The organism is Eubacterium maltosivorans, from assembly GCF_002441855.2.
GTDB lineage: Bacteria > Bacillota > Clostridia > Eubacteriales > Eubacteriaceae > Eubacterium > Eubacterium maltosivorans.
This window is the reverse complement of the sequence record NZ_CP029487.1, coordinates 995,930-1,011,852: the sequence shown is the minus strand read 5'-3', so window position 1 is coordinate 1,011,852 and position 15,923 is coordinate 995,930. Positions and strand designations below refer to the sequence as shown.

Sequence of the window (15,923 nt, the reverse complement as noted above, 5' to 3'; positions counted from 1 at the left end):
ATATTATATTTAATTAAAGTAATAAGGGAGATCTCAATATTTTGAAAAAACTAAGTATATGTTTTACAGTTTACAATCAAATAGATATATTAAAAACTAATCTTGATTTGATAACTAAATATAAAAATGATGATATCGAGATTGTCGTTAGTGATGATTGTTCCACAGATAGAATTGAAGACTTAGTAATTAGTTATAATGATAAAAGAATTGCTTATTTCAAAACAGAAAGTAATATTGGACATGATTTAAATATTCTACATGGGTTGAGATGCTGTAAATCTAATTATGTATATATATTTAGAACAAGAGACAATATATATGTAGAGAATATACCTAAAATTATAAAAATAATTGAAGATAATCCCAAAGTAGGTTTCTATTATTTTTCGGCTTTTGATGAAGAAGGTAATTTAAGACTAAATTTTAAGGATCATTTTTTTGAAAAAGGTTTTGATATAGCTAAAAACCAAAAGACAATACCTATACACCCAAGTGGAAATTTATATAACAAAACATATCTACAGTTAGATTTATATGAAAAGTACATAAGAAAATACTTTAGCAATAATTATGGATTTATTGTTCACCAATTAATTAGGTATGACCTTTCTGCAAAAGCAGATTTTCTGACATCAAGTACTATAGGCTGGATTTATGCGGACACTTTAAGAGCTTCAGATGTGGCGGTTAATAAATCAAAAAATGGTATCAATGTATACGCACCAATATATTGTTATCCCCGTTATAAATGTGAATTTGAATTTGTTAAAAATGAGTTACCAAGAGAATTTCAATTAATAAATTTTATTAACATTGTCCATTTTTATTATGTATTTATAATATATAAGTCGCCAATGATAGTTCAGGATCCTAGATATAATAAACATTATACTAGCAACAAAGAAAATATTAATATAAAAAAAGAACTTAAAACAATAGAAGATATGACAATCATGATGATATCCGATTTACCTCAAAAAAGCAAAGAAGAAATAACTAAAAAAATTAAGAAAGATATAATTTTTTTAAAACTTTTATATCCTTTTATGACCAAGATAAGAAATCGTCTTATTGGCACAAAAGCTTATAAATTTTATAGAAAAGGGATTGCATATAAAAAACGATGAATAATTTGTAGCTAGTGAAAAAATTTTAAATTAAGAGCAGGTGGTAATTTGCAAAATAAGTCGATGAGAGAAAATGCGTTTTACAATACCATAAAACAAATTTGCACAGGATTATTTCCAATAATAACTATACCATATACTACTAGAATATTAGGAGCTGAAAACTACGGTCGAGTTAATTTTTGTATTTCAATTATCTCTTATTTTGTACTTTTTGCCGGGTTGGGGATTGCAACATATGCTACACGTCAAAGTGCAATATTAAAAAACAATAAAAAAGATTTAGATAAATTTACTAGTCAATTGTTTACAACACATATAATAATGTCTATTATAGCTCTATTGTTATTGTTTTTTTTATTACTAATATGTAAAGGACTGTATCAATATAGAATTTTGTTGATGGTACAAAGTTTCATGATAGTATTTAATATTTTTAATATTGAATGGATTTATAGTGCATTTGAAGATTATAAATATACTACAATATGTACCATAATTGTGCAAATTATTTCGCTTATATTTTTATTTACATTTGTTCGTGAACCATCTGATTATATAATTTATTCAATTATATATGTGATCTCATATAGTGGTATGTATTTACTATCTTTTTTCAATGTAAAAAAATATACAAGAGTAAAAATAACAAAACATCCAAATGCAATAAAGCATATTTTACCAATGCTTATTCTTTTTAGCAATGAATTAATGGTTACGATATATGTTAACTCAGATATTACTCTATTGGGAATACTTTCGAACGATGAAAATGTAGGTATATACAGCGTAGCAGTAAAAGCATACACTGTTTTCAAACGGATGTTTGGAGCAGTTATAGTGGTCATGTTACCTAGATTATCATACTACTATATTTATGATAAAAAAGGGAAGTATAATGAATTATTAAGGAAAGCATTTAACTGTATTATTCTGCTGATTTTTCCAGTTTCGATTGGTATGCTTTTTATTAGTGACGAGTTAATGCTATTATTAGGAGGTAAGGCATATCTGGTAGGGAGCAATTCATTAAGAGTGCTGTCTATTGCATTGATATTTTCAACAATTGCAAATTTTTATGCAACATCAGTGATGCTACCATCAAAACAAGAAAAAAAGCTTTTGCTAATCACGGTTGTTAGCGCAGTAGTTAATATAGGGCTTAACTTAATCTTTATACCCAAATTAGGATTTTTAGCGACTGCTTTAACAACTATGATAGCTGAAATAATAGTCGCAATACTGTCCTCGCTTTATTCAAAAAAAATATTTGTTCCTAAAATTAAATTAAATTTTTTGATCGATATTTTAATTGGAATTGTTGCTATTATTATAATATGCTTATTTATTGAACAGTTTGAATTTAATTATATTTTAAAGTTAATTTTAAAGGTTTTTTTATCAGTGTTAATGTATGCGACTGTTTTATTAATTAGAAAAAATGAAATTGCAATAAATATACTTAAAAAAAAGAAATGAAATTTTAGAAAGATGGAGAATAAATTGAAACAAAATTTATTAAATAAAATCATTAAAAAAACAATACATGTTTCTGTCATCGGCCTAGGCTACGTAGGTCTCCCCCTAGCTGTAGAAAAAGCCAAAGCCAGTTTTAAAACCATTGGTTTTGATATCCAGAGGGAAAAAGTAAAAATGGTCAATGAAGGCCACAACTATATTGGTGATGTCATAGACGATGATTTGAAAGAACTGGTCGAAACAGGCATGCTCTCGGCAACAACGGACTTTTCTTTCATTAAAGACGCGGATTTTATCGCGATCTGCGTGCCGACACCGCTGGATGAATACCAGCAGCCAGATATCAGCTATGTCAAGTCATCAACCGAAGAGGTTGCTAAATACCTGAAAAAAGGAACCATGGTGGTGTTAGAATCCACGACTTATCCCGGCACCACGGAAGAACTCATTAAACCCATCCTCGAACAGGGTTCAGGTTTAAAATGTGGTGAGGATTTTTATTTAGGCTTCTCACCAGAACGGGTGGACCCCGGCAATGCTATTTATAAAACAAAAAACACGCCTAAAGTGGTTGGAGGCATTGGCAAGGACGCCACTGAGGTGATTGCGGCCATGTACCGGGCGGTGCTGGACGGCGATGTTTACGAGGTATCCTCACCAGCCATCGCTGAGATGGAAAAAATTCTGGAGAATACTTACCGGAATGTTAATATCGGACTAATTAACGAATTAGCCATCTTGTGTGACCGCATGAAGATCAATATCTGGGAAGTGGTGGACGCGGCTAAGACAAAACCCTATGGATTCCAGGCCTTTTATCCGGGTCCGGGCTTAGGTGGGCATTGCATCCCGCTCGATCCCTATTATCTGTCGTGGAAGGCTCGAGAGTATGGTTTCCACACCTCCATGATTGAAAGTTCCATGATGATCAATGACCGGATGCCGGAATACTGCATTGACCGGGCTTCGCGCATTTTAAACAAAGACAAAAAAGCCCTAAACGGCGCGAAGATCCTTGCGCTCGGTGTGGCGTATAAACAGGACATTGATGACTACCGGGAGAGCCCAGCGTTAAAGGTCATTGAAAACTTTGAAAAAGTTGGAGCACAGATTGATTTTTATGATCCCTTTATCCCAGAGTATAAGTATAAAGGTACAATTCACAAAGGAATTGAAAAGATCAATCCTGAAATTATCAAACGATATGACTTGATTGTCGTGACAGCATCGCACACAAATGTTGATTATGAAATGATTCAGCAAAATGCCAGAGCCATTTTTGACACAAAAAATGCGATGAAGAATGTTGAAAATCGTTATAATATCGAATTGTTATAACAGATGAGTTTTAATATAAAACTATAATGAACAAACAGGAGTAACCAATGAACTACGCACTCATCGGCTGTGGCCGCATCGCGACCAATCATATCAAAGCCGTATTAAATAACAATCTGAACCTCGTGGCCGTCTGTGACGTGATCCCCGACCACATGGAGAGCCTGCTGGCAAAGCATGGCCTTGAAAAAGACACCAGTATCCGGCGTTACACGGACTATAAAAAAATGATTGAAGAGACCCCCCTCGACTTAATCGGCATTGCCACCGAAAGCGGTCTGCACGAGGAGATCGCCCTGTACTGTATCCGCCACGGCATTCACGTGATCATCGAAAAGCCCATGGCCATGAGCATTGCCGGGGCTGATGCCATTATCAAGGCGGCTGCAGAAAACAAGGTAAAGGTATCCGCCTGCCACCAGAACCGTTTTAACATCGCTGTGCAGAAAATGCGGGGCGCGGTGGAGGAAGGGCGCTTTGGCCAAGTCTCACACGGCTCCATCCATGTGCGCTGGAACCGGAATCAGGACTATTACACCCAGGCACCCTGGCGCGGCACATGGGCCCAGGACGGGGGCTGTCTGATGAACCAGTGCATCCACGGTATCGACCTGCTGCGCTGGATGATGGGGGACGAAATCGACACAGTTTATGGCGTGACCAGGCAGCAGTTCCACAACTATCTGGAGGCAGAGGACATTGGCATGGCCGTGGTTCAGTTTAAAAACGGCGCTGTGGCCACCATCGAAGGCACCACCAACGTTTACCCCCAGAATCTAGAAGAGACCCTGTACCTTTTTGGGGAGAAGGGCACTGTGAAGCTCGGCGGCAAGTCCACCAACGCCATTGACGTCTGGGATCTGGCCGACGCCGATGATCATGAAAGCACTGAAAACAACGGCTTTCACGAAGCGACAAGTAATGTCTACGGCAACGGGCATACCAGCCTGTACCGGGATGTGATCGAAGCCATCGAGCAGGACCGGGCGCCCTATGTGGATGCCCAGGCCGGGAAAAATGCTTTGGAGCTGGTGCTGGCCATCTACCAGTCCGCGGCAGAGGGAAGGCCCGTGAAGCTGCCCCTTGACAATTGCAGCAGCACTGATTTTATAGGAAGGTTTTAAGGGAGAACAAAGATGCTCTTACTTAGCGAACTTTTAGAAAAATTAGATAAGACTCTTATCTATCAAATCGAAAATGAACAGGACTTTCAATACTTTGCACTAACTGAGTCGGATTTATCAGAACCTTGCTGCGTTTTTTTAGATAACCCTAAATTTGTTTCGACTATAAAAAGCAACGTTAAAATGGTTTTGACAACAAAAGAATGTGCCAAGGAACTTCCGAATAATATCCATTTTGGAATATGCATCCTTGAAAAACCAAGAATTGTTTTCTTCCAGCTACATAATTTTTGTGCAGAAAACAACATCTATGAAAAAGAAGTGTATCAAACAAGCATTGGAGAAAACTGCAAGATCAGTCATTTAGCCTACATTGCCCCCAATAACGTGAAAATTGGTAATAATGTCATTATTGAAGAATTTGTTTCTATCAAAGAAGATACTGAAATCGGTGATAATACAATTATCCGGGCAGGTACGATTGTTGGGGGCCAAGGGTTTGAGTTTAAAAGGGAAAGCTCAAAAATAGTACCAGTAGCACATTGTGGAAAAGTTAAAATTGGGAAAGAGGTTGAAATTCAATACAATACTGCAATTGATAAAGCAGTATACCCTTGGGACGTGACAGAAATTGGTGATTTTTCAAAAATTGATAATTTAGTTCATATAGGTCATGCTGCGAAAATCAAAGAAAATGTTATGGTTGTCGCCCATGCAGGAATCGGTGGCAGAACCGTTATAAAAAGTGGTAGTTGGATAGGATTTGGTGCAATTCTGAGAAATGGCATTATTGTAGGGGAAAATTCAAGGGCAAATATGGGAGCTATTGTATCAAAAGATATAGCAGACAATGAAGCTGTAACGGGCAACTTTGCCATTGAACATAAAAAGTTTATAGAAAAATTGAAGCAAGAGGATTAACATGCAATTCAGAGACCTTAAAACCCAATACCACCACCTGAAAAAAGACATCGACGCCGCCATTGGATCCGTGCTTGACAACGCGAACTTTATTTCCGGCGCCCCCGTCACCGAGTTGGAGGAGCAGCTGGCCCAATACGTGGGGGTAAAGCATTGCGAGACCTGCGGCAACGGCACCGACGCGCTATCCCTGGTGCTCATGGCCTGGGGCATCGGCCCGGGTGACGCGGTGTTCGTGCCGGATTTCACCTTTTTTGCCTCCGGCGAGGTCGTTGCCCACCAGGGCGCCACGCCCGTGTTTGTAGATGTAGACGAAGATAGTTTTAACATGGATTCCAAAAGGCTCGAAGAAGCTATTCAGGCCGTGCTTGCAGAGGGACAGCTAACCCCAAAAGTCATCATCGCCGTCGACCTTTTTGGCCTGCCGGCCGACTATCCTAAGATACAGGCCATTGCGGACAAATATGGCCTCAAGGTGCTGGAGGACGGTGCCCAGGGCTTTGGCGGGGCCATTAACGGTAAACGGGCCTGCAGCTTCGGCGACGCGGCCACCACCTCCTTTTTCCCGGCCAAGCCCTTAGGCTGTTATGGGGATGGCGGCGCTGTCTTTACGGATGATAGCGATCTGGCGGCCCTTATCAACTCTTGCAAGATTCACGGCAAGGGCAGCTTTAAGTATGATAATGTGCGCATTGGGGTCAACTCCCGGCTGGACACCCTTCAGGCAGCCATTCTTCAGGTAAAGCTCAGGGCCTTTTCCGATAACGAGCTGCAGGCCGTGAACGATGCGGCAGCCCAGTACACCAGGAAATTGAGCGGCGTGGTCAAAACACCCGTTATTCCAGAGGGCTTTTTATCCAGCTGGGCCCAATACACCATCACCCTGTCATCAGCCAGCCAGCGGGACAGGCTGCAGGCCGCGCTTAAGGAGCAGGGGATTCCGACCATGATCTATTATCCCAAGCCCATGCATGAGCAGACCGCTTTCAAGGACACGCCCTTTATTAAAGGCAGCTGTCCGGTGACTGAGCAGCTCTGCGGGCGGGTTCTGGCGCTGCCCATGCACCCTTATTTGACAGAGGGAGCCATCGGCGCCGTTGCCTCTGAAATAAAAAAGCAAATCTAATCACCCCACAACAAAACATGGTTTCCGGGACACATCCCAATCAACCGGTACGCGAAGCGTAAAAGCTTCGCGTACCGGTTTTTTTATTACTTTAAATCAGTGGCAAGGAGGGTTTTATGTCGAAGTGCGCAGAGCCGGGCACGTTTGAGCTGGAGGTTCTGATTGAGGAGAACGAGGATTTTGGCCCGGCCTTTAAAAAAACCAGGAGCAGGGCTTTAAAAGCACTGCTCACAGATATTAAAAGGCAGTTCGGGTATTCGCCGGCGGTCAGCAGGATCAGGCTTCTGAAAGACTTTTTCTGCGAAAACACCATTGACTGGGCGTCGGATGTGCTGGGAGCAAAGAAGTCCGGGCTGGATTGGAAACGTCCTCATAATCCTGGAGAGACCGGAGATACCGAAAAATGCGGACAGCGGCTGAACAAAAACGGGTTTGCCATCCGCGTTCTCATCAGCCTGATGGATCATATCCATATTTTTCTGGCGCCGGTGCTGCTGTGTCCGGACTGCCAGGAGCGGCGGGCCATGGATGAGGCCTTTAAAGCCCAGTACTGCCACCGGATTCTGCCGGAATCTATGGTAAAGCGGCGGCAGTATGAGTCAGAGGTTTATGAGGCGCTGATCTGCGAGGGCTTTGCCAAAAAATACCCAGAGGTGGAGGTTTATTTCAGCGAGGAGCAGGCTGTGGCTGTCAAACGGGACTTTCAGAAAACAGTCGGTTACGCCCAGGCCAGGCTGTCCGGGCCCTTATCAGAACGGGTGATCCCCCAGGATATCCGTCTTTGGCTGCGCAGGGGAGAGAAGCCCAGCCGGAAGGACCGGCTGCTGCTAAGGCGTAAACAGCTGGTGGTCTGGGCAAGGGAGCAGGTGCGCCGCGCAGGCGAAGCGGAGCCCGTCAAAAACTGGTACAGCCGGCTGCGGCGGCTATGCTCGGACGAAAACGGGGACCCATGCTGGTAAAATTTGATCCCAATAAAAGCAAATCCAACGCAGAGTGGATAGTTTCAAGGTTAAAACGGGAATATAATAATCCCAACGCAGGCGGTAACAAGCGCGGCGTTAATCATAAACAAGGAGGTACTGATTAAATGAAAGAACAATCGGTACAAAAGGGTTTTTCCAAAAAATCGACACGGGAGGCTCTGTTTTCCTGCGGCCAAAAACAGAAAACAGTGCGAAAGGTAAACAGGGAGCAGTGTATGTGCACGAACTGCTTTTACAGGGGGCTCGGCAGGGACGGGGGCTGCCTGTTCGACGCCACCCTGGAGAATTATGAAGGCCTGTGCATGAATTACCGGGGCTATATGGGTTACTTTCCGGATGGTCTGCACTTTGACAGCGTGGATGAGAGCAGCGTGGAGCAGCGGCTTTTTATCTGGCATCACAGAGAGCTTGGCGATCTGGAGTGTGTCCTCAGGGACAAGAACCAGGCGCTTTTCAGCAGTGAGGGGCTGGCGGCCCTGCTGGGGATTAAATTCTTCGGCTTTTTGAAGCGCTATTTTAAGCTGCTGAAGCCTGTGCGGCTTCAGGTGCCTGACGATACCAGCGACGAGGGATGCCGCGAGGTCTATTTTCTGGACTACCTGGGCCTGGAGCGGGCGCTGCTGCTGGAAACAGCCGTGGACCCGCAGCTGCGCGGGGCGCTCAGCCAGGAGCTGGCTCTGGTCGGCGTCAACATCGAAAGGCTCCTTGAGGGAAAGCAGGCGCTGCGGCTCGGCATTGATGTGAAATTAAAACGAGGATGGGAGACACTGTGATGAAAAAGGATTATTTACTCAAGCGCGTCTTTAAATTTGACGGCGTCACCAGCCTGCGGACACTGGTCATTGAATGGCCGGTTTACGACAAGCTGGGCGAGGCCATCCACGATGCCTTCGGAAACCCCGTCACCCGGCGGGATGTGGGCTTTGTGGGCAAGGACGCGGCCGACATTCTGGAGTACCGCAACGCCTCCCACGCCATTCTGCGCCACGTGGCGCCCGGCGACCGTACGAAACGGACGGTCGTGGACGGCGCGGGACGCAGCCAGCGGATGTGGATCATCAACGAGCCAGGCCTATACGGGCTCATCTTCGGCAGCCAGATGGAGGACGCCAGACGCCTGGGGGATTTTGTGAAGCGGGTGGTGCTGCCCTCCATCCAGCGCTACGGGGCCTATATGGAGCCTGAGGTGCTGGCGCGGGCCCAGAGCGACGACGCGGCCAGAGACGCGCTGTTCGAGGCGCTGAGCCGTGAGAAGGCCCACAGCCGCGCCCTGCTGGACGAGCTGACCGAGGCCCAGCCCAAGATCGAATTTTACGACACCATCGGCGGCGCCGAAAACGCCAGCTCCATGGGCGATACGGCCAAAATGCTGGCAAACGCAGGTTTTTTAAACGAGGATAACGACTGTCCCCTTGGCCGGAATAACCTGTACCGCCTGCTGCGCCGCTGGGGCTACCTCTGCTCACAGCCCAGCAGCTTTAACACACCTTACGCCTGGTGTATGGAAAGAGGGTGGTTTAAGGTAAAGGAGAAGCGCCGCATCCTGGGCGGCGTTTCGGTGCTCGAGACCATGGTGCTGGTGACCGGAACCGGGCAGGCAGAGCTTTTAAGGCTCTTTCACGAAAAAGCCCGTCTAGGAGAAGTGGCTGTTCATCCCTACAGGTACCAGGCGCCGGCCCAGACCGGGCAGGTGTGATTGAACTACCTGACCGAGCTTCTGGCCTTTTACCACTGGCTCTCGGCCCACCCCGTGCCCGGGCTGCTTCAGGCCTACTGGCACCTGCTCATGTATTTTAACAACAAGAGCGCCCTGCCCGATGTGTCCGGCGTCTGGCACTGGCCTGTAGCCTTTAAAGCGCCCAACTCCGTGGTCATGGCGTACCTTGGCCTTGACGACCGGCGCAAAGTCATGCGACAGAGAAGCAAGCTTGTTGAGGCCGGACTGGTGACCTATGAGAAGGACACCGGCAACCGGGCGGGCTGGTACCGGATGATCCCCTTTGATAAGGGACTTGAGCCCGGGTGGGCGCAGCTTGAAAAACAAGCGGAACGGACACAGGTGTGGACGCAAACCAGCGCTAAAAGCGGACACACAGGCGGACTGTTTATAAACAATGCTTTAAACAATAAGCATGCTTCTCTATACAGTAGTATTCCTGACGGCGGCGTGGCCCACAGTCCGGAGGCAGCCATGGAGGCCATGAAGCGCAACGTGAACAGCGTATTTGGAACCGATATTTTTAAACTTTACGAGGAATGAGGTGAAAGGATGAACCGATATGGCAGAGGAAGACCGGTGGTGAGCATGCGCCGCCCCTATTATGCCCGGGCAGACTGCCGGGCAGGGCTGATGCTCTGGGCCAGAAGCCCCGGGGAGGCCGAGGCAGAATTTGAAGCGTACGCGGCCCAGGTGGAGGACCACTTTCCGGAAATTGTTCTGGAGCTGCGGGATCTCCGGGAGGAGGACCCGTTATTTTGAAAGGGGGCTTTATTTGCAAAAAGGAAAAACAACCTTGGATTACACGTATCTGGACGAGCTGGTCCGGCGGGGCCAGCAGGGGGACAAGGCCGCTTTAGAGACGCTGCTGCTGGCCTTTAAGCCCTTGCTCTGGTCGGTGATCGGCCGCTATGTCTATGACCGGGGGGCGCTCGAGGACGCGTATCAGGAGGCCTGCGTGGTGTTTATGGAGGGTGTCCGGGATTTTGCACTGGAGGCCGGCGTCTACTTCCAGACCTTTATGCGGGGGCGGCTGGTCAACTATTTTCTAAAGCGGCGGGAGGGCCGGTTTAGCACCTCAGTGACAGGCGCGGTGTCTCTGGACATGCCGGTGGAGGGCGAAGACGGAGCTGTGGCGCTCATCGAGCTGATTCTGGATGAGCGGGCGGATGTCGAGGGCGCCTGTGTGGCGTCGGAGCAGAGAAAAGCGTGTCTGCGTGCCCTCAAAAAGCTTTCGCCCGGACAGCGGGAGGTGCTGCGGTGGCAGTATCTTGGAAAGGGCACCCTCTCCCAGCTGGCGGCGCAAAAGGGGGTGAGCCCGGCCGCCGTCACCCAGACCCACAAACGGGCCCTGGCGGCAATGAAGCGGTATTTATGACCAGTGTTTTTAAATTTTTTAAGCAGGGGGTTAAAATTTAAGCCAAAACCGGATTGTATTAGTGTAAGGCAGCGATGCCAAAACGCAAATACAGGAGGTAAGAAAAATGGCAACCATTCAGAAAAACACCGAATCCGTAGGGATGAAGATCACCGTCAATCATGGCGAGGAGAACGGAAAAATCGTCAAGTCCTCAAAAACCTACGGCGACATCAAGGAGAACGTAACCGACGAGGCCTTTATGGCCACCGCCAAGGCCATCACCGGCATGCAGGAGCCTATTAGAGAGAAGCAGGTAAAGGTGACGGCGGAGGAATTGGTTGAAATCGCATAGCGATTTCAACAATGGAGAATGAAGAATTGAAAATGGAGAATTAAAGGGCCAAACCGGCTAGGCCGGTTTGATTATTATCAAAATCGCATAGCGATTTTGTTCCAAAATTCTCCATTCTGCATTCTCAATTTTCCATTAAAAAACGTAGGGCACGACGCCCCCGTCGTGCCGCAGACAGGCATCAAAATTAAAAATTAAAGGAGATTAAAACATGGCAGCAACAACCAACAAGGATTTAACCATCACATTCCAGCGTACAGACGGGAAGGACCACAAGATCACGATCCCGGATTACAAGGAGGGTATTACCGACGCCGAGATCAAGACCGGGGCCCAGGCCATCGTGGATCAGGGAGCTTTCGAGCCCGACGGCTTCGCCCTGGCCAAGGTGGTAGGCGCGGTGAAGGTCGACACCATCAAAACCGAGGTGGCCATTGAGGAAACAGCTTAAAAAAAGGGGCGAAAGGCCCCTTTTTTATGTGGAAGGTTGAAAGTGGAAGGGAGAAACCATGAAAAACATTTATAAAACCATCAGTCAAAGATTAATCCTCTCAGTCCTCCTCCTCGTTTCCTGTGTCTTTCTCATAGGTCTGAGCCTTAGGGCGGAGGAGGAGCCTGTGCCGACAGCGGAGCAGGCAGTGGGGGAGCCAGAGCAGGAGCTGCCCGCTGAGCCGGAAGCACCGGCCGGGGTACCGGAGGACGCGCCGCCGCCCGCGGAGAAAGTGCCAGAGGCTGAAACGCCAGTACTCATGGCCACTGCCCACTTCGCCATGGAGGAGTACCGGTGTGACTGCGCAGGCTACTGCGGCGGCTGGCCCTGTGAAATGCGGCCAGAGCTTTTAGAGAAGATCGAGGCACTCCGATGCTATTTTGGGCGTCCTGTCATCATTACCTCCGGCGTGCGCTGCGAGGCGCGCAACGCGGAGGTGGGCGGTGTGGCGTGGTCCTTCCACATGCGGGGCTGCGCGGCGGATCTCTATTGTCCCGGTGTGGCGGTGGGAGAGCTGGCCGGGGCGGCAAAGGATGTGGGTTTAAACGTCCTGCCTTATTATGCCCATGGCTACATCCATGTTGAGATTTAAGAACACGAAGAAAGAAATCGCTTTGTATTTTAAAAATCGCTTTAAACACAAGGCTTTTCTGAAAAGTGTGTATAAATGACACTAATGTCGTTTATTTCAAAATAAAATCAGAGCATATAAAAAGACTGCTCAAAAACGAACAGTCTTTTTTAAAGTGTAGACAAATGTTATCATAAGGAGATGAAACGTTAAAGTGAGGGTTGTTTAATGGAGAATGTAGAATTGAGAATGGAGAATGATTGAGCCCTTTTTCTGCCGAAAAAACGATTGAAACAGCGGTCTTTGGCCGAAAATCCAATCAAAATGCGCAGCATTTTGTTCCTCTAATTCTCAATTCTGCATTCTCAATTCTCCATTGAAGTCGCCTCTTGCTTTAACTTTGTAACTACATTTTGTCTTTGTCTACACTCTAAGACTGTTCAAAAAAATGAACAGTCTTTTTTGTGTTAATGAAAATTAAGGTCCCAGTTGCGCATTTCCTCGCTCTTAAAGGCCACGTGCCCTCCCAGTGCCTCGTGAAGCTCGGCGAGCATCCGGGGCTTGTCCTGGTTCAGGGTACCAGCCAGGCTGATATAGTTTGAGATGTGGTTGGAACGGAACACCGAGCCGGGGCTGTCCAGATGCTCCAGCATCAGCAGGGTCTCCCGGGCGACCTCGATGGGGGTGAGCATCTGGAAATCACCGCGCTCGACCTCGGCGATCATGGGCGCCTGCCCCTCCAGGCGGAAGGTGAGCAGGCCAATGTACTCGGGATTCATGGCGTTCAGGGCTTCGGCTGTTTTGACAGCGTGCTCCTGCCAGTGGGCTTTGCCCCCGAGGCCGGAGATAGCCGTGACCGACAGATTCATGCCGGCCTCGCGCACCATCTGGCCGGCTTTTATGATCTCGCTGGCAGTCTCGCCCTTATTCACATGGGTGAGAATAGCGTCGCTGCCCGATTCCAGGCCCATATAGATCATCTTAAGCCCCAGGGCTCTGAGCCTTCTAAGCTGCTCCGGTGTTTTGATCAGGATGCTTCTGGGCGAGCCGTAGCTGGTGACCCGGCCGCACTCCGGAAAGATTTCCTGAATGGCGCACAGGATGGCCTCCAGATCTGAAAAACGGCGGACCAGGGCGTCCCCGTCGGCCAGGAAGATCCTGCCCACAGGGCCGTAGGCCTCACGGGCCTGACTCAGATCCTCAACGACTTCCTCCAGAGGCCGGACATGAAAGCTTTTTTCTTTATACATATCGCAGAAACGGCATTTGTTATGGCTGCACCCTACGGTGGCCTGGATGATCAGGCTGTAGGCCTCGCTGGGCGGCCGGAATACACGTCCTTCATAGCGCATGACGGTCAACTCCTTTGTATGCTAATTATTTTGTTTGAATGATTATAACACGCTTTTGCCAAAAAGGCCAGTCGAAACTTTGGTTTGCGTTTTCTTTAAGCCTGTGTTAAAATTTATTAGTCCGAATCCGGACTAATTTGATGAGGTGAAAAATGAAAGCGCAAGCGATTGATAAAAAGTTTTTTAAATTTGTCCTGCCCTCCATGTTTACCATGTTTTTAAATGGGCTTTACACCATTGTAGACGGCTTTTTTGTGGGACATGCGGTGGGAGATGTGGGCCTGGCAGGCATCGGCCTCGTATGGCCTATTACAGCGGTGCTCATCGCCCTGGGCATGGGCATCGGGGTGGGCGGCTCAGTGCTGATGTCCACGGCGCGGGGCGCAGGGTGTGACGAAAACGCCAACGCGGCGCGGGCCAACACCCTGATGCTGCTGGCGGCTGCCAGTGCACTGCTCACCCTGTTGCTGGTCGTTATGAATCCGGCGCTTGTATACGCCCTGGGGGCAAGGGGCGAGGTGTACGACGCGGCCATGGCCTATATCCGGATCATTTCCATCGGCGGCAGCATGCAGATACTGGCCTCGGGCCTGATCCCCATGATCCGGAACAGCCACAAGACCATTCAGGCCATGATGATCATGGGCACTGGCCTTGTCTGCAATATTATTCTGGACGCCTGCTTTACCATGATAATCCCCATGGGGCTGGCTGGCGCGGCACTGGCCACCATCACCGCCCAGTCGCTGACAGTGGCTGGGAGCCTGGCCTGTCTTTTCAAAGATCGTGCACACCCAGTCCGCAGGAGCCATTTCCGTCTGCAGAAGCGCATGATGGCCAGGATGCTGAAGATTGGCGTGTCACCCTTTGGCCTGTCGCTGATGCCGTCAGTGATCACCATCTACAATAATCTGCAGTGCCTGGCCTACGGCGGCGACCTGGCTGTCTCGGCCTACGCGGTCATCAATTACTTTATCGGCTCAGTGCTTCTGCTGCTGGAGGGCGTGGGAGAGGGGATGCAGCCGCTGATCAGCTACGCCAGCGGCGCGGGGGATTACGGGGCCATGAAACGGCTGAAAAACAAGGGTCTGATGACAGTGCTCGTCTTTTCGGCGCTGTTTTTGATCGCCTGTGTGCCGGCGGTGGACCTGCTGCCCGGCTTTTTTGGCACCTCGGCCCAGACTGCTGAGATCATCCGGTCAGCCCTGCCCATTCTGGGGCTGGCATTCCCGATGATGGGCCTGGGCAAGCTGTTCACCTCCTATTTTTATGCCTGCGGCGAGACCCTGTACTCTACCCTGCTGGTCTATCTGGACCCAGTGTTGTTCACGCCGCTGTGCATCTTTATCCTGCCCAGGCTTTTTGGCCTCAAGGGAGTGTGGATGGCGCTCCCGGGCGCCCAGGCGCTGATCATGGCAGTGCTCATGGTTTTATGGGGGCTGCACAGAAGCACGCTCAGGAGCAGGGAGGCAGAGTATGCCGGATAGCATTCATGATACCTTAAGCGCTTATTATGATTTCTGGTTCAGCTGCAACGCACTGTACGAGAAATGGGCCAAACGGCAGGGCATTACAGTCAATACCCTCTTTGTGATCTACACAGTGGACGCGTATCCGGAGCGCTGTAACCAACGGCTGATCTGTGAGAAGCTGATGCTGCCAAAGCAGACCGTCAACACTATTTTAGAGGCGCTGACCAAAAAAGGAATCGTTGAGAAAAAGGCCGACCCCTCGGATAAGCGCAACAAGCGTATCGTCTTTACCAGGACAGGCACAGAGTATGCGGGCCGGCTGCTAAAGGACCTGGGCGCCTTTGAGGAAAAGGCCCTGGGTGCAATGACGCGGGAGGAGCGGGAGGACTTTATCCGCACCAGCCAGATTATGCTGGCACGCCTGGAGGAAGCCCTTAATACAGATTCTTGATGGAATTGAGTGAAATTTTATCACACAGACGCCTCCAAAAATGATATAATGAAGCGA

The 15,923-nt window shown here is 48.1% G+C and carries 18 protein-coding genes; 17 read left to right on the top strand and 1 reads right to left on the bottom strand.

Features of this window, described 5'->3' with window-relative positions:
- Positions 1–41 precede the first annotated feature (41 nt).
- The 15 genes from CPZ25_RS05055 to CPZ25_RS04985 all read left to right on the top strand — a co-directional run bounded on the left by CPZ25_RS05055 (position 42) and on the right by CPZ25_RS04985 (position 12,612).
- On the top strand, positions 42–1,130 hold the full coding sequence (locus CPZ25_RS05055; protein ID WP_167495167.1) for a glycosyltransferase: 1,089 nt from the start codon (positions 42–44) through the stop codon (positions 1,128–1,130).
- Between the two features lie 48 nt (positions 1,131–1,178).
- A complete protein-coding gene (locus CPZ25_RS05050) occupies positions 1,179–2,609 on the top strand; it encodes a flippase (protein ID WP_096919651.1) in 1,431 nt (476 codons plus the stop codon).
- Positions 2,610–2,621: 12 nt separating this feature from the next.
- A complete protein-coding gene (locus CPZ25_RS05045) occupies positions 2,622–3,947 on the top strand; it encodes a nucleotide sugar dehydrogenase (RefSeq protein WP_341473490.1) in 1,326 nt (441 codons plus the stop codon).
- Positions 3,948–3,994: 47 nt separating this feature from the next.
- Entirely contained in the window at positions 3,995–5,071 is a 1,077-nt protein-coding gene (locus CPZ25_RS05040) for a Gfo/Idh/MocA family protein (RefSeq protein ID WP_096919653.1), read from the top strand.
- 12 nt (positions 5,072–5,083) lie between these two features.
- Positions 5,084–5,992, top strand: coding sequence for an LbetaH domain-containing protein (locus CPZ25_RS05035; RefSeq protein ID WP_096919654.1), 909 nt, complete (start codon positions 5,084–5,086; stop codon positions 5,990–5,992).
- Position 5,993: 1 nt separating this feature from the next.
- On the top strand, positions 5,994–7,118 hold the full coding sequence (locus tag CPZ25_RS05030) for a DegT/DnrJ/EryC1/StrS family aminotransferase (protein ID WP_096919655.1): 1,125 nt from the start codon (positions 5,994–5,996) through the stop codon (positions 7,116–7,118).
- Positions 7,119–7,234: 116 nt separating this feature from the next.
- On the top strand, positions 7,235–8,077 hold the full coding sequence (locus tag CPZ25_RS05025; protein WP_096919656.1) for a hypothetical protein: 843 nt from the start codon (positions 7,235–7,237) through the stop codon (positions 8,075–8,077).
- A gap of 128 nt (positions 8,078–8,205) precedes the next feature.
- Positions 8,206–8,874, top strand: coding sequence for a hypothetical protein (locus CPZ25_RS05020; protein WP_096919657.1), 669 nt, complete (start codon positions 8,206–8,208; stop codon positions 8,872–8,874).
- Positions 8,874–9,797 carry a phage antirepressor KilAC domain-containing protein gene (locus CPZ25_RS05015; RefSeq protein ID WP_167495166.1) on the top strand — a complete coding sequence of 308 codons (924 nt, stop codon included), beginning with the start codon at positions 8,874–8,876 and terminating at the stop codon, positions 9,795–9,797. The genes CPZ25_RS05020 and CPZ25_RS05015 overlap by 1 nt, the downstream gene beginning before the upstream one ends.
- On the top strand, positions 9,798–10,361 hold the full coding sequence (locus tag CPZ25_RS05010; protein WP_096919659.1) for a restriction endonuclease subunit S: 564 nt from the start codon (positions 9,798–9,800) through the stop codon (positions 10,359–10,361).
- Between the two features lie 9 nt (positions 10,362–10,370).
- Positions 10,371–10,580, top strand: coding sequence for a hypothetical protein (locus tag CPZ25_RS05005; protein ID WP_058694223.1), 210 nt, complete (start codon positions 10,371–10,373; stop codon positions 10,578–10,580).
- A gap of 34 nt (positions 10,581–10,614) precedes the next feature.
- Positions 10,615–11,196, top strand: coding sequence for a sigma-70 family RNA polymerase sigma factor (locus CPZ25_RS05000; protein ID WP_167495165.1), 582 nt, complete (start codon positions 10,615–10,617; stop codon positions 11,194–11,196).
- Between the two features lie 106 nt (positions 11,197–11,302).
- Positions 11,303–11,530, top strand: a complete 228-nt coding sequence (locus CPZ25_RS04995) for a DUF1659 domain-containing protein (protein WP_058694225.1) — start codon at positions 11,303–11,305, stop codon at positions 11,528–11,530.
- A 211-nt stretch (positions 11,531–11,741) separates the two neighbouring features.
- A complete protein-coding gene (locus CPZ25_RS04990; protein ID WP_096919661.1) occupies positions 11,742–11,981 on the top strand; it encodes a DUF2922 domain-containing protein in 240 nt (79 codons plus the stop codon).
- 58 nt (positions 11,982–12,039) lie between these two features.
- Positions 12,040–12,612 carry a YcbK family protein gene (locus tag CPZ25_RS04985; protein ID WP_096919662.1) on the top strand — a complete coding sequence of 191 codons (573 nt, stop codon included), beginning with the start codon at positions 12,040–12,042 and terminating at the stop codon, positions 12,610–12,612.
- Positions 12,613–13,058: 446 nt separating this feature from the next.
- Here the strand turns inward: CPZ25_RS04985 and CPZ25_RS04980 are convergent, their stop codons facing one another.
- Positions 13,059–13,943: a radical SAM protein gene (locus tag CPZ25_RS04980; RefSeq protein WP_096919663.1), complete on the bottom strand. Its 885-nt coding sequence runs from the start codon at positions 13,941–13,943 to the stop codon at positions 13,059–13,061.
- A 152-nt stretch (positions 13,944–14,095) separates the two neighbouring features.
- Here CPZ25_RS04980 and CPZ25_RS04975 point away from each other — a divergent pair, with 152 nt between their 5' ends.
- Together CPZ25_RS04975 and CPZ25_RS04970 are read left to right on the top strand one after the other, a co-directional pair.
- Complete coding sequence (locus tag CPZ25_RS04975; protein ID WP_096919664.1) at positions 14,096–15,430, top strand: MATE family efflux transporter; 1,335 nt, start codon at positions 14,096–14,098, stop codon at positions 15,428–15,430.
- Positions 15,420–15,866, top strand: coding sequence for a MarR family winged helix-turn-helix transcriptional regulator (locus tag CPZ25_RS04970; protein WP_096919665.1), 447 nt, complete (start codon positions 15,420–15,422; stop codon positions 15,864–15,866). The genes CPZ25_RS04975 and CPZ25_RS04970 overlap by 11 nt, the downstream gene beginning before the upstream one ends.
- The last annotated feature ends 57 nt before the right edge of the window (positions 15,867–15,923 follow it).

Bases quoted from the DNA above. Each gene is read 5' to 3' on its own strand.
- CPZ25_RS04985 (WP_096919662.1), top strand. From the start codon at position 12,040: ATGAAAAACATTTATAAAACCATCAGTCAAAGATTAATCCTCTCAGTC.
- CPZ25_RS05015 (WP_167495166.1), top strand. From the start codon at position 8,874: ATGAAAAAGGATTATTTACTCAAGCGCGTCTTTAAATTTGACGGCGTC.
- CPZ25_RS05030 (WP_096919655.1), top strand. From the start codon at position 5,994: ATGCAATTCAGAGACCTTAAAACCCAATACCACCACCTGAAAAAAGAC.
- CPZ25_RS05005 (WP_058694223.1), top strand. From the start codon at position 10,371: ATGAACCGATATGGCAGAGGAAGACCGGTGGTGAGCATGCGCCGCCCC.
- CPZ25_RS05035 (WP_096919654.1), top strand. From the start codon at position 5,084: ATGCTCTTACTTAGCGAACTTTTAGAAAAATTAGATAAGACTCTTATC.
- CPZ25_RS05040 (WP_096919653.1), top strand. From the start codon at position 3,995: ATGAACTACGCACTCATCGGCTGTGGCCGCATCGCGACCAATCATATC.
- CPZ25_RS04990 (WP_096919661.1), top strand. From the start codon at position 11,742: ATGGCAGCAACAACCAACAAGGATTTAACCATCACATTCCAGCGTACA.
- CPZ25_RS05045 (WP_341473490.1), top strand. From the start codon at position 2,622: ATGGAGAATAAATTGAAACAAAATTTATTAAATAAAATCATTAAAAAA.
- CPZ25_RS05020 (WP_096919657.1), top strand. From the start codon at position 8,206: ATGAAAGAACAATCGGTACAAAAGGGTTTTTCCAAAAAATCGACACGG.
- CPZ25_RS04980 (WP_096919663.1), bottom strand. From the start codon at position 13,943: ATGCGCTATGAAGGACGTGTATTCCGGCCGCCCAGCGAGGCCTACAGC.
- CPZ25_RS04995 (WP_058694225.1), top strand. From the start codon at position 11,303: ATGGCAACCATTCAGAAAAACACCGAATCCGTAGGGATGAAGATCACC.
- CPZ25_RS04970 (WP_096919665.1), top strand. From the start codon at position 15,420: ATGCCGGATAGCATTCATGATACCTTAAGCGCTTATTATGATTTCTGG.
- CPZ25_RS04975 (WP_096919664.1), top strand. From the start codon at position 14,096: ATGAAAGCGCAAGCGATTGATAAAAAGTTTTTTAAATTTGTCCTGCCC.
- CPZ25_RS05025 (WP_096919656.1), top strand. From the start codon at position 7,235: ATGTCGAAGTGCGCAGAGCCGGGCACGTTTGAGCTGGAGGTTCTGATT.